General features: G+C 65.8%; 12 protein-coding genes. 11 read left to right on the top strand and 1 reads right to left on the bottom strand.

Annotation, left to right across the window (positions count from 1 at the left end; all coding sequences use genetic code 11):
• Nucleotides 1–30 precede the first annotated feature (30 nt).
• The 4 genes from AC0L58_RS06625 (at nucleotide 31) to AC0L58_RS06640 (ending at nucleotide 4,980) form a co-directional block, all read left to right on the top strand.
• On the top strand, nucleotides 31–2,376 hold the full coding sequence (locus tag AC0L58_RS06625) for a motility hub landmark protein FimV (RefSeq protein ID WP_473687867.1): 2,346 nt from the start codon (nucleotides 31–33) through the stop codon (nucleotides 2,374–2,376).
• A gap of 96 nt (nucleotides 2,377–2,472) precedes the next feature.
• The gene (truA, locus tag AC0L58_RS06630; protein WP_473687869.1) at nucleotides 2,473–3,255 is read left to right on the top strand and encodes a tRNA pseudouridine(38-40) synthase TruA; all 783 of its coding nucleotides are present in this window, start codon (nucleotides 2,473–2,475) and stop codon (nucleotides 3,253–3,255) included.
• Nucleotides 3,252–3,884: a phosphoribosylanthranilate isomerase gene (locus AC0L58_RS06635; protein ID WP_473687872.1), complete on the top strand. Its 633-nt coding sequence runs from the start codon at nucleotides 3,252–3,254 to the stop codon at nucleotides 3,882–3,884. The genes truA and AC0L58_RS06635 overlap by 4 nt, the downstream gene beginning before the upstream one ends.
• Before the next feature lie 91 nt (nucleotides 3,885–3,975).
• Nucleotides 3,976–4,980, top strand: a complete 1,005-nt coding sequence (locus tag AC0L58_RS06640; RefSeq protein WP_473687874.1) for a cupin-like domain-containing protein — start codon at nucleotides 3,976–3,978, stop codon at nucleotides 4,978–4,980.
• Nucleotides 4,981–4,991: 11 nt separating this feature from the next.
• Here AC0L58_RS06640 and AC0L58_RS06645 read toward each other — a convergent pair whose 3' ends face one another.
• Nucleotides 4,992–5,885: a LysR family transcriptional regulator gene (locus AC0L58_RS06645; protein ID WP_473687876.1), complete on the bottom strand. Its 894-nt coding sequence runs from the start codon at nucleotides 5,883–5,885 to the stop codon at nucleotides 4,992–4,994.
• Between the two features lie 124 nt (nucleotides 5,886–6,009).
• Between AC0L58_RS06645 and trpB the strand changes: the two genes are divergently transcribed.
• From trpB to AC0L58_RS06680, 7 genes are all read left to right on the top strand, one after another.
• On the top strand, nucleotides 6,010–7,221 hold the full coding sequence (trpB, locus tag AC0L58_RS06650) for a tryptophan synthase subunit beta (protein ID WP_473687878.1): 1,212 nt from the start codon (nucleotides 6,010–6,012) through the stop codon (nucleotides 7,219–7,221).
• Nucleotides 7,218–8,018, top strand: coding sequence for a tryptophan synthase subunit alpha (trpA, locus tag AC0L58_RS06655; protein ID WP_473687880.1), 801 nt, complete (start codon nucleotides 7,218–7,220; stop codon nucleotides 8,016–8,018). The genes trpB and trpA overlap by 4 nt, the downstream gene beginning before the upstream one ends.
• 46 nt (nucleotides 8,019–8,064) lie before the next feature.
• Entirely contained in the window at nucleotides 8,065–8,934 is an 870-nt protein-coding gene (gene accD / locus AC0L58_RS06660) for an acetyl-CoA carboxylase, carboxyltransferase subunit beta (protein WP_473687882.1), read from the top strand.
• A gap of 406 nt (nucleotides 8,935–9,340) precedes the next feature.
• Nucleotides 9,341–9,775 carry a DUF4399 domain-containing protein gene (locus tag AC0L58_RS06665; protein WP_473687883.1) on the top strand — a complete coding sequence of 145 codons (435 nt, stop codon included), beginning with the start codon at nucleotides 9,341–9,343 and terminating at the stop codon, nucleotides 9,773–9,775.
• Between the two features lie 83 nt (nucleotides 9,776–9,858).
• Nucleotides 9,859–11,259, top strand: a complete 1,401-nt coding sequence (gltX, locus tag AC0L58_RS06670) for a glutamate--tRNA ligase (RefSeq protein WP_473687885.1) — start codon at nucleotides 9,859–9,861, stop codon at nucleotides 11,257–11,259.
• 23 nt (nucleotides 11,260–11,282) lie between these two features.
• Nucleotides 11,283–11,561 carry a hypothetical protein gene (locus tag AC0L58_RS06675; RefSeq protein ID WP_473687887.1) on the top strand — a complete coding sequence of 93 codons (279 nt, stop codon included), beginning with the start codon at nucleotides 11,283–11,285 and terminating at the stop codon, nucleotides 11,559–11,561.
• Nucleotides 11,562–11,693: 132 nt separating this feature from the next.
• Nucleotides 11,694–12,182 (top strand): transcriptional repressor, encoded by a 489-nt coding sequence (locus tag AC0L58_RS06680; protein WP_473687889.1) that lies wholly within the window; start codon nucleotides 11,694–11,696, stop codon nucleotides 12,180–12,182.
• Nucleotides 12,183–12,222: the final 40 nt, after the last annotated feature.

Consider the following 12,222-nt stretch of genomic DNA (forward strand, 5'->3'; position numbering starts at 1 on the left):
TTGCGCCAAGGATCGTTCGGGGGAGCATGCATGAATCGTTCGTTGAAATTGTCGATGCTGGTGGCGTTGGCGCTGGGCAGCAGCCAGCTCATGGCGCTGGATCTGGGCCAGGTTCAGGTCAAGTCGGCGCTGGGGCAGCCGCTGTTGGCGGAAATCCCGCTGCACCCGGACAATCCGGGTGAATTGAAAGGCCTGACCGTGCAGCTTGCCTCCAGCGAGCAATTCGAGCGCGCCGGCATCGTCGGTGGCCGTACCAGGATTCCGCTGCATTTCAGCGTGGCCAATGCCGGTGGCGCACATCCGGTGATCCGCATCACCAGCAGTGTGCCGGTGGATGATCCGTTCCTCGACCTGTTGATCCAGGTGGACGGCAAGGGCGGCAAGAGTGTGCGGGAGTACGCCATCCTGCTTGATCCGCCGGGCGCGTCCACGCCGGTAGCCACCGTGGCGAGGCCGGCCGCTCCGAGCAAGCCCGAGCCCGCGAAAGCGCCGGTGGTGACCCGGGCGGCTCCTGCCGCAGCTCCCGCACCCGCTCCCGCGCCGGCGCCAGCGGCCGTCACCAATGGCCGCTATGGTCCGGTTCAGAGCGGCCAGACTCTCTCCGGCATCGCGCGCAGCGTGTCGCCGGCAGGGGTGGATGCGCAGCAGATGATGCTGGCCTTGCAACAGGCCAACCCCGATGCCTTCTACAAGGACAACATCAACGCGCTGAAGAGCGGCGCGGTATTGCGCGTGCCTACCTCGGCCGAGGCCCAGGCCATGACGCTGGCGGCTGCCGCCGCCGAGGTGCGCCGTCAGAACAGCGATTGGCGCGCCGGCATGCCGGGCAAGCCGGCGCTGGTGGCGGACGCGGCAACGCGCGGGACTTCGTCCGGTACATCCGACACCTCGAGCGCCGGCAATGAGGACCGGCTCGCCCTGGTTCCGCCAAAAGTCGGTGGCGGCACCAGCAGCCAGGCATCGGGCGGTAGCGACAAGTCCGCCGCCAGCTTGCGTGATGATCTGCTGCGCGCCCGGGAAAACGTGGCCAGCCTGCAACAGCAAGGCAACGACCTGAAGGCGCGGCTCAAGGATCTCAACGAGATCAACAGCAAGAACGAGCATCTGCTGTCGCTGAAGAACAGCGAGATTGCCGAGCTGCAGGCCAAGCTTGCCGCTGCGCGCAAGGCCGCCGGTGCACCAGCGGCGGAGCCGCCGGCCAAGACGGCCGGCGCGGAGCCCGCGGCACCTGTCGAGATGGAACCGGCGGTCGCCACTGCTGGTTCCAGCGCCGAAGCCGAAACGGCGCCAACGACCGCGGCAACCTCGGCGATGGCCACGGCGGCCTCCGTCGCGGCCTCGGGTTCGTCAATGGCCCCGGCCGGTAGTGCGGCGTTGGCCGCCGCCAGCTCGGTGGCGCCGGCGCAGCAGGCGGTTGCGCCGCCGGCAGCCAAGCCGGAGGAAACCAAGCCGGCAAACAAGCCCGCGCCTGCTCCGGTGAAGGTGGCCGAAGCGCCGTGGTACATGCAGACCTGGGCCTGGGCTGCGGGAGCGGCAGCCATCGTGCTGCTGCTTTTGCTGGCCTTGCTCGGCCGGCGACGGAAGCCGGCAGCGGCCAAGGCCGGTTCTTCGCTGGCGGATCGTTTCGGCAATACCGCGCCGTCCGATGCCGGCCTGCTTGACGACGAGGACACCGACCAGGAGCAACTGCTCGACCAGTTGGCCGAGCACCCCGACGATATCTACCTGCACCTGGAACTGGTCACCCTGTACTACTCGCGGCGCGACGTCGAGCGCTTCGAGGCGGCCGCCGAAGCGATGCATGCGCACATCACCGATCCGGAGCAGGATGAATGGCAGGATGTGGTGCACATGGGCGAGGATCTCGCGCCGGAGCATCCGTTGTTCGATCATCACGAAGAAGCGCCTGCGTCCGGGTCCGAGACAGGCCAGAGTTTCGACATCGATGACTACGAGGACGAAAGCGACGCCCCGACGGTCGATTCCACGTTGCCGCCGTCACTGCCGACGGAGCCGAAGCGGGTCAGCGAATACAACTTCAACTTCGACCTGACGCATCCTTCGGCGACCGGGTCGGACGCGCCGTCGTCGACGCCGGCGGATGACGAAACGGTGGTCAGGCCGCATGCCGAGTACACCGAGCCGCAGGCGGAACCGGCTGCCTGGGACGCGTCCGAGCACGAGGACCTGCCGCCGGAATCACACGACCCCATCGAATTCAGTGACGATCCGGTCGATACCAAGCTCGATCTGGCGCGCGCCTACCTGGACATGGGCGATGCCGATGGCGCTCGCGCCATGCTGGGAGAAGTGCTCAAGGAAGGCAGCCAGATGCAGCGCGATACGGCTCGCCGGTTGCTTGACGGGTTGAGCTGATCACCCAGCCCGGATTTGCGTGATCCAACGGGCCGGCCTTGCCGGCCCGTTGTCGTTGTAATCTCCCACGTTGTTTCGGGACATATCCTTCAGCTCATGCGCATCGCCCTCGGCATCGAATATGACGGCACCGAGTTCTTCGGTTGGCAGCGGCTGACCGAAGGGCCGAGTGTGCAGGCGGCGGTCGAGAGCGCGCTGTCGAGCGTCGCGGCGCACCCGGTGCAGATCAGCTGCGCTGGGCGTACCGATGCCGGTGTGCATGGTCGTTGCCAGGTGGTGCACTTCGACACCGAGGCGCGGCGCGAGATGCGTGGCTGGGTGCTGGGATCGTGCTCCAACCTGCCGGCCAGCGTGGCCGTGCTGTGGGCGCAGCTGGTGCCGGACAGCTTTCATGCCCGTTTCGCGGCGCGCAGCCGACGCTACAGTTATCGCATCCTCAATCGGCCGGTGCGGGCCGCGCTGGACGCTCGCTATGTCACGTGGGAGCGCCTGCCGCTGGACACCGATCGCATGCATGCCGCCGTGCAGGCGCTGCTTGGCGAGCACGACTTCAGCGCGTTCCGGGCCTTGTCGTGCCAAGCGGCGCATCCGCGGCGCTCCGTTCTGAAGGCCAGCGTGCGACGCGAGGGTGAACAGGTTCTGGTCGAGATCGAGGCGAACGCCTTTCTTCACCACATGGTGCGCAACATCGTCGGTTCGTTGCTGCTGATCGGTCGCGGCGAGCAGCCGGTCGAGTGGATGGGGCAGTTGCTGGCGGGCCGCAATCGGCAGGTGGCAGGCCCTACGGCGCTCGCTTCAGGGTTGACTTTCATCGGGCCGCGCTATGAGCGCCACTGGGGGTTGCCCGATGAAGTCAGCCAGCCTGGGGTATTGGCATGACCCGTATCAAGTGTTGCGGCATGACCCGTGTCGAGGACGCGGCGTTGGCCGCCAGCTTGGGCGTCGATGCCATCGGTCTGGTGTTTACTGCGCGTAGCCGGCGCCAGGTGACGCCGAATCAGGCGCGCGCCATTGTCGATTCGCTGCCGCCTTTTGTGACCACAGTGGCCTTGTTCATGGATGACGATGCGCGGCAGGTCGACGACGTGATTCAGCAGGTGCAACCCGACCTGCTGCAGTTTCATGGTGGGGAAATCGATGCCTGGTGTGCGCAGTTCGGTCGCCCTTTCCTGAAGGCGGTACCAATGGGAGCGGGTACGTTGGCACTGGCGCGCCTGCACGATTTTCCGAGTGCGGCCGGTTTGTTGCTCGATGGACATGGGCTGGGAGAAATTGGTGGTGGCGGCAAGGTATTCGACTGGTCACTGCTATCCGGGAAGCATGATCAACCATGGGTTCTGGCCGGCGGCTTGCATGCCGGCAACGTGGGCGATGCGGTGCGGCGCCTGCGCCCGTGGGCGGTGGATGTGGCCAGCGGCGTCGAAGCGGCGCCGGGGATCAAGGATGCCGCACGTCTGGCCGCCTTCGTGCAGGCGGTGCGTGAGGCAGACGCGGAGGTTGGTGGCTGAGTGAGGTGCAGGTTGCCACGCTGCCGATGACGGTACGGGGTGGTCGCGATAGCATGCATGCTGACTGAAGCGTCGCCATCGGAAGACCTGCATGCCCACTGCCATCGAGGAGTATCGCGCCGCCGGGGCTGCGCCATCGCTGGGCGAGATCACGGCGCACGATCGTCCGCTGATCCTGCGTGGCTTGTGTCGCGAGTGGCCCCTGGTGCAACTGGCGACCGGTTCGGAGTCTGCCTTCGCGCAGCAACTGGCGGCCTGGGACAATGGCACGGACGTGAATGTGCTGCGGCTGCCGCCGTGCGAGCACGGTGTGATCGGTTATGACGCCGACTGCGAGCACTTCAATTACGAGCACTTCCAGGTATCCATCACCCAGGTGCTGCAGCGCCTGGCCCTGTACAGTCGGCAGCCTGATCCGCCCGGTCTGGCGTTGCAGAGCGCGCTGATCTCCGCCTGCCTGCCGGGTTTTCTCGAGCGGCACGCCATGCCGTTGCTGGGCCCGGATGTGGCGCCGCGACTGTGGATCGGCAATCGCGTCACCACACCGGCGCATTTCGACGAGTACCACAACATCGCCTGCGTGGTCTGCGGCAGCCGACGCTTCACCCTGTTTCCCAGCGATCAGGTGGGCAATCTGTATGTGGGGCCGCTGGACTTTGCGCCGACCGGCACGGCGATCAGCATGGCCCGGCTCGATCAGCTCGATGACCCGCGCTTTCCGCGCCTGCGTGACGCGATGATGCACGCCCAGGTGGCCGAGCTCATGCCGGGCGACGCGATCTATATCCCGCCGATGTGGTGGCACCACGTGGCTTCGCTGCAGCAGATCAATGCACTGGTGAACTACTGGTGGACCGCCGGCATCGACGGCGGCCGGGCCACGTCGAGTGCGCTGGATGGCCTGCTGCACTGCATACTTGCTTTCAAGTCGCTGGGCCCGGCTGAGCGTGCGGCCTGGCGCGGCCTGCTCGATCACTACGTGTTTGGAGAGGAAGATCCCGCCGCGCATATCCCCGCGTCGGCGCGCGGCATCCTCGGACCACTCACGCCCGAGCTGGTGGAAAAGCTCAAGGGAATGATCCGGCGCAATCTGTGACGTGGGCTGGCTCAGCCCCCGGCCAGTTCCTCGCGCAGCCAGTCGGCGAGCATCGTGGTGCGGTGATCGGGCGATCGCCGCGTGCTGGCGAGAATCCATTTTGCCGTGGTCGGTCGGAAACCCCAAGGCGCCAGCAGGCGACCACTGGCCAGATCGTCGGCCACCAGCGGCGCGGGCGCGATCGCCACGCCCAGCCCGGCGATGGCCGCTTCCAGGAGATGGTACAGGTGCGGAAAGCCTTGGCCCGGCGGTGACCGAGGCGTCGTCAGTTGCATGCTCTCAAACCAGTCCGGCCATGCCTGCGGGCGCGAGGTGGTGTGCAGCAGCGGTTCGTCGAGCAGGCGATCGGCGGATTGCCCCCGCAACCGGGGCCAGCCGGCGTAAGCCGGGCTGACCACGGGGCCGATCTGTTCCGGCGCCAGCACCTCGACCTGCCAGCGGATCGGCCACGGCGGTGCCGCCAGCAGCAACAGCGCGTCCAGCCGGTCGAGCTCGGCCGGGGGTGCGGATTCCTGTGCCGAAAGATGCAGCGGCAGGCCGGGCAGGTCCTGGCCGAGTCGGTCCAGTCGCGGAATCACCCAGCGCGCCAGCAGGCTGCTGGAACAACCCAGCACGAACGGCGCCTGGGTCGCTTGTTGACGCAGGCCGGCCCAGCTCTCGCGCAGTTGCTGAAACACGCCGCCCGCACTCTCGTGCAGCTGGTTGCCGGCGTCGGTAAGCACGAGGCCACGCCCCTGGCGCGTGAACAGCGGCCGCCCCAGGGCTTCGTCCAGCAGCCGCAACTGTCGGCTCACCGCACCATGCGTTACATGCAATTCGCTCGCGGCGGCAGTGACGCTGCGCAGACGCGCTACGGCATCGAACGCGCGCAGGGCATTGAGTGGTGGCAGACCGCGATCCGGCACTTGTGAGTATTCCTGACAGGTTATGGCGATCTTATCGCTTTTTTTGTCGCCGATGGCTGGGATATCCTCGGATGATCGCAATCGCCTTTCAAGCTGGCTTTCAGTTTTTCGCACAGGAATTCGCATGCCCACGATCCAGGACTATCAGCGCTGGCCCGACGCCCAGGGACGGTTTGGTGACTACGGCGGCAGCTATGTGGCCGAAACCCTGATGGCGCCCCTGGCCGAGTTGCGCGAGGCCTACGAGCGTCTGAGTGCCGATCCCGGCTTCATCGCCGAGCTGGACCGCGACCTGCAGCACTACGTCGGCCGACCCAGCCCGGTCTATCACGCCGAACGCCTGTCACAGCACGTCGGCGGCGCGCGCATCCTGCTCAAGCGCGAGGACCTGAACCACACTGGTGCGCACAAGATCAACAACACCATCGGGCAGGCGCTGGTGGCGCGGCACATGGGCAAGCCGCGCGTCATCGCGGAAACCGGCGCGGGTCAGCACGGCGTCGCGACCGCCACCGTGGCGGCGCGTTTCGGCATGCGCTGCGTGGTCTACATGGGCGCGGTGGATATCGAGCGGCAGAAGATCAACGTCTACCGGATGAAGCTGCTCGGGGCCGAGGTGGTCCCGGTGACCTCGGGCTCGAGGACGCTGAAGGACGCGCTGAACGAAGCCATGCGCGACTGGGTCACCAACGTGGCTGACACCTTCTACATCATCGGCACCGTGGCTGGCCCGCATCCGTATCCGAAGATGGTGCGGGACTTCAACGCGATCGTGGGGCGCGAGGCGCGCGCGCAGGTGCTGGAACAGTACGGGCGCCTGCCGGATGTGCTGACCGCGTGCGTCGGCGGCGGCTCCAACGCGATCGGCCTGTTCCACGCCTTCCTCAACGATGCGGACGTGCGCATCGTTGGCGCCGAAGCGGCCGGCGAGGGCATCGCCACCGGTCACCACGCGGCCTCGCTGGCGGCAGGGCGACCGGGTGTGCTGCATGGCAATCGCACCTATGTATTGTGCGACGACCATGGCCAGATCACCGAAACCCATTCGGTTTCCGCCGGCCTGGACTATCCCGGCGTGGGGCCTGAGCACGCGTTCCTGAAGGACGCCGGCCGCGCCGAATATGTCGGCGTCACCGACGACGAGGCGCTGGAGGCGTTCCATCTGCTGGCGCGCACCGAGGGCATTCTCGCCGCGCTCGAATCCAGCCATGCCGTGGCCCAGGCGATGAAGCTGGCGCGCGAGCTGCCCAGGGACGGCATGGTCCTGTGCAACCTGTCCGGCCGTGGCGACAAGGACGTGCACACGATCGCGGCGCGTGAAGGAGTCGAGGTATGAGCCGCATCGACCGTCGCTTTGCCGCGCTGAAAGCCGCTGGCCGCACCGGCCTGATTCCATTCGTCACGGCAGGTGATCCTTCGCCCGCGCACATGGTGTCGATGATGCATGCGCTGGTCGAGGGCGGTGCCGACCTGATCGAGCTGGGCGTGCCCTTTTCCGACCCGATGGCGGACGGCCCGGTGATCCAGCACGCCAGTGAGCGGGCGATCAACCAAGGCGTCGGCCTCGGGGAAGTGCTCGGTTGGGTGGCTGAGTTCCGTCAGCGCGATGCGGATACGCCGATCGTGCTGATGGGTTACCTGAACCCGGTCGAGATCCATGGCTACGCGAAGTTTGCCGAGGAAGCCGTGGCGGCGGGTGTCGACGGTGTATTGCTGGTGGATTGCCCGTTGGAGGAATCGGCCGTGTTGCAACCGCTGCGCGACGCCGGACTGCAGCAGATCCTGCTGGCGGCGCCCACCACCGCGCCTGACCGGATGACCGCCTTGTGCGGTTCGGCCGAGGGCTTCCTGTATTATGTGTCGTTCGCCGGCATTACCGGGGCAGGGCAGCTGAGTACCAGCGACATTGCCTCGCGTGTTGCCGAGGTCCGCTCCCGCGCCAGGGCGCCGGTGGCGGTCGGTTTTGGTATCCGCGATGCGGCGAGCGCGGTGGCGATCGGCGAGTTTGCCGATGCGGTGGTGATCGGCAGTGCGTTGGTCGACCGGTTGTCGGGTGCCACGGACGCGGTGGAAATTGCCAGTCGGGCACGGGAGTTCCTGCACCCGATCCGCACTGCGCTGGATGCACGCTGAAACGGTCGTCTGACCGTTTCAGGTCAGAAAACGTTGAGGTGTTGCAATGAATTGGCTGCAGAAAATCATGAACCCGCGTACCCGCACCCTGCCAGCCAATGGCGGCAAGGGTTCGGTGCCTGAAGGCGTGTGGGAGAAGTGCGGCGGTTGCGGCACCGTGCTGTACAAGCCGGAGCTCGAACGCAACCTGATGGTCTGCCCGAAATGCGACCACCATCATTACATCAGTGCGCGGATGCGCCTGGCCGCCTTGTTCGACGAGGGGTCGATGCAAGAGCAGTGGGCCAGCATGGAACCCACCGATCCGCTGAAATTCCGGGACTCCAAGAAGTATCGTGATCGCATCAGTGCCGCCCAGAAAAAGTTCGGCGAGAAAGACTCCCTGCTGGCGATGAGCGGCAAGCTCAAGGGCCGGCCGCTCATGGCCGTGGCGTTCGATTTTGCCTACATGGGCGGCTCGATGGGCTCGGTCGGTGGCGAGAAGTTTGCGCGTGCCGCCGAGCGCGCGTTGGCCGATCGCAGTGCCTTCGTGTGCTTTGCCGCCAGCGGCGGCATGCGCATGCAGGAGGCGCTGTTCTCCTTGATGCAGATGGCCAAGGTATCGGCCGCGCTGGCGCGCCTGCGCGATGCCGGCGTGCCGTACATCAGCGTGCTGACCAATCCGACCACCGGCGGCGTCTCGGCCAGTCTCGGCATGCTGGGTGACATCAACATTGGCGAACCCAAGGCGCTGATCGGGTTCGCCGGCGCCCGCGTGATCGAGCAGACCGTGCGCGAGACGCTACCCGAGGGCTTCCAGCGTTCGGAATTCCTGCTCGACCATGGTGCGATCGACATGATCGTCGACCGGCGCGAGATGCGCGACAAGCTGGCCGACCTGTTCGGCCTCCTCACCCGGTCAGATCGCGCGGCTTGATTCCGGATCTTGCGTACGCCACCAGCGATGCCGCCTTCGGGCGGCATCGTCGTATCCGCGCTGGAGTTTTCCACAGCGATTGTGGGTGGCTCCTGTACAAGCCTGTGGACAACCGCCGTTCCCCGTTGGCTGGCGGGCACTTGCCACGCTTTGGCGATATTTTGTGCAGCCACGTGCAAGTTCTCCACAGCAGTTGTGGAGCGTCGCCGGTAAAGCCTGTGGACAAGTTCAGCTATCTGCCTGAGCGCAAACGAACTCATGACGGCGTGGCTGCATCTTGCGCAGTTGTCGGGTGGCATCGGAATCGGTGCGTGAGTGCGGCAGGGGCGTCATGGAACACCCGATTCAGGAATCGCGCCGTTCAGCGCTTACACTGGGCCCTTGCTTCCCTGGTTGGAGACTGAAGATGAAACGCATGCTTCTCGCGCTCGCACTGACCGGCCTGAGCTGCACGGCGATGGCTGCCGATGCCCCCGGCCTGCCGATCACCCACGCACCTGCCGGCGCCAAGGTCTACATCATCTCGCCCAGCGACGGTGCCACCGTCGGCCGGGAGGTCACCGTGCGCTTCGGTCTCGATGGCATGGGCGTTGCGCCGGCCGGCGTCGCCAAGGACAACACCGGCCATCATCACCTGCTGGTCGACGTGAAGGAAATGCCTCCCGCGGGTCAGCCGATTCCGGCGGATGCCCACCACATCCACTTCGGCGGCGGCCAGACCCAGACCACGCTGAAGCTCACCCCGGGCACGCATACACTGCAACTGGAACTCGGCGACCAGAACCACGTGCCGTTCGACCCGCCGCTGGTGTCGAAGAAGATCACCATCCACGTGAAATAAGCGAGGTGGGCGCAATGGTGCAGGGTGGCATGCGGCAGATCGGCTAAAATCGTCAGCTTCGCCTACTCGTTGCCGACATTCCGATGACTGTACGTACCCGCTTCGCCCCCAGCCCCACCGGCTTCCTGCACATCGGCGGCGCGCGCACCGCGTTGTATTGCTGGCTGGAGTCGCGCCGTCGCGGAGGCCAGTTCATCCTGCGCATCGAGGACACCGATCGCGAGCGTTCCACCGATGCGGCGGTGCAGGCCATCCTGGACGCGATGCACTGGCTCGGTCTCGACGCGGACGAAGGCCCGTTCTATCAGACCCGGCGGCTCGACCGTTACAAGCAGGTGGCCGATGAGCTGGTGGCCGCCGGCAAGGCCTATTACGCCTACGAGAGCAAGGAGGAAATCGAGGCGATGCGCGCCGCGGCGATGGCCGCCGGTGGCAAGCCGCGCTACAACGACTACTACCGCGACCGCAATGAGCCCTGTCGGGACGACCCCAACCGCGTGATCCGCTTTCGCAACCCGCTGGAAGGTTCGGTGGTGTTCGAGGACAAGGTCAAGGGTCGTATCGAGATCGCCAACAGCGAGCTGGACGACCTGGTGATCTTCCGCTCCGATGGCTGGCCGACCTACAACTTCGCGGTGGTGGTCGACGACATCGACATGGGTATCACCGAAGTGATCCGCGGCGACGACCACGTCAACAACACGCCGCGGCAGATCAATATCTACCAAGCGCTGGGCGCGAAAGTGCCGGAATTCGCGCACCTGCCGATGATCCTGGACAAGGAGGGCAAGAAGCTCTCCAAGCGCACCAGCGCGGTCAGCGTGATGGAATACCGGTCAGACGGTTTCCTGCCGCACGCCATCCTGAATTACCTGGTGCGACTGGGCTGGTCGCACGGGGATCAGGAGATTTTTTCGCGCGAGGAGATGATTGCGCTGTTCGACATCGCCGATGGCAACAAGGCCCCGTCCCGTTTCGATACCGAAAAACTGGCCTGGCTCAACCAGCACTATCTGAAGACCGACGCGCCCGAGTCGCTGGTGCCCGAGTTCGAATGGCACCTGCAGCGGGCGGGTATCGACGTGGGCAAGGGTCCGGCGCCGGTCGACGTGATCGTGGCGCTGCGCGAGCGCGTGCATACGCTGAAGGAAATGGCCGAGCGTGCGAAGATCTGGTACGGCCCGATCCTGGAGTGGGATGACAAGGCGGTGGCCAAGCATTTGAAGAACCCCAATGCGTCCCAGGTGCTGGAGGCGGCGAGATCCCTGTTGGCCGAGTGCGAGTGGCAGCCGGCGCCGATCCATCAGGTCATCGAGCAAGTGGCGTCCAAGCTGGAGCTGGGCATGGGCAAGATCGCCCAGCCGCTGCGGGTGGCGATGACCGGTACCCAGGTCTCGCCATCCATCGAGGACACGATCTACCTGGCCGGACGCGACGAGGCGCTCCGCCGCGTCGACGCGGCGCTGGCCCTTGCCGGCGGCTGAGCGGTCGTGAAGTAGCGCCACCCATGGATGAACTGCTTGCCAGGGCGACCCAGGGTGTCGATCTCGATGCCCCGGGAGCGTTCTGGCACGTCTTTTTCAACCTGTTGCATATGGTGCCCTGGGCCGCCATGTTCTGGTGGAACCTGGGGTTCGTCGCCGTCGGCCTGTTGCTTGGCTGGTGGCGCGGCCGGCTGGTGGAGGCTGTTGTGTGGGCATGGGTGCTTGGGCCGATCGGATGGATCGTGATCCTGTGCAAGCCCCGTCGCACGCGGCCGGTGAAGCCGCCGCCGCTTTCACGCTGAGGTCCACATCGAGCGATGTATGATCCGGGGAGTTGCCGGCACGCACCCGGATCCACCGGATAGGCACGCTGTCGGAAACCGGGCCTCGCCAACTCCCGAGTCCCGACGGAATTTCAACGTGAGGAAAGCGTCTTGAGCCACGATGGCACCGACAACCTGCATACGCACCATTCGCATCATCATCATGATGCGAAAGGCTTCGTGCGCGCGGTGGAACATGCCAGCAAGGAGCGTGGCCTGCGCCTGACGCCGCTGCGCAAGGAAGTGCTGCAACTCGTCGCGACCGCGGGCAAGCCGGTCAAGGCCTACGATCTGCTCGACCAGTTGCGTGAGCAGCATGGCAACGCCGCGCCGCCGACCGTGTACCGGGCGCTCGACTTCCTGCTGGAAAACGGCTTCATCCACAAGCTGGAGTCGATCAACGCCTTCGTTTCCTGTCATCACCCGGCCGAGGCACACCAGGTGCCGTTCCTGATTTGCGACACCTGTGACAGTGCGCAGGAAGTCTGCGATGAGCGGGTGGCCGAGCTGATCGAGGCGCAGGCCCGTGCGCTGGGCTTCCGGCCGCAGGCGCAGACGCTCGAGGTTCACGGTGTCTGCAAGAGCTGTCGCAAGGGCTGAAGCAGGCAGTTCCATGTGTGGCGGTCTGGATTGTTATAAT

It is taken from the genome of Rhodanobacter sp. G2-10 (assembly GCF_055809185.1).

Bases quoted from the DNA above. Each gene is read 5' to 3' on its own strand.
- AC0L58_RS06635 (WP_473687872.1), top strand. From the start codon at position 3,252: ATGACCCGTATCAAGTGTTGCGGCATGACCCGTGTCGAGGACGCGGCG.
- trpB (WP_473687878.1), top strand. From the start codon at position 6,010: ATGCCCACGATCCAGGACTATCAGCGCTGGCCCGACGCCCAGGGACGG.
- AC0L58_RS06665 (WP_473687883.1), top strand. From the start codon at position 9,341: ATGAAACGCATGCTTCTCGCGCTCGCACTGACCGGCCTGAGCTGCACG.
- AC0L58_RS06640 (WP_473687874.1), top strand. From the start codon at position 3,976: ATGCCCACTGCCATCGAGGAGTATCGCGCCGCCGGGGCTGCGCCATCG.
- AC0L58_RS06675 (WP_473687887.1), top strand. From the start codon at position 11,283: ATGGATGAACTGCTTGCCAGGGCGACCCAGGGTGTCGATCTCGATGCC.
- trpA (WP_473687880.1), top strand. From the start codon at position 7,218: ATGAGCCGCATCGACCGTCGCTTTGCCGCGCTGAAAGCCGCTGGCCGC.
- gltX (WP_473687885.1), top strand. From the start codon at position 9,859: ATGACTGTACGTACCCGCTTCGCCCCCAGCCCCACCGGCTTCCTGCAC.
- accD (WP_473687882.1), top strand. From the start codon at position 8,065: ATGAATTGGCTGCAGAAAATCATGAACCCGCGTACCCGCACCCTGCCA.
- AC0L58_RS06625 (WP_473687867.1), top strand. From the start codon at position 31: ATGAATCGTTCGTTGAAATTGTCGATGCTGGTGGCGTTGGCGCTGGGC.
- truA (WP_473687869.1), top strand. From the start codon at position 2,473: ATGCGCATCGCCCTCGGCATCGAATATGACGGCACCGAGTTCTTCGGT.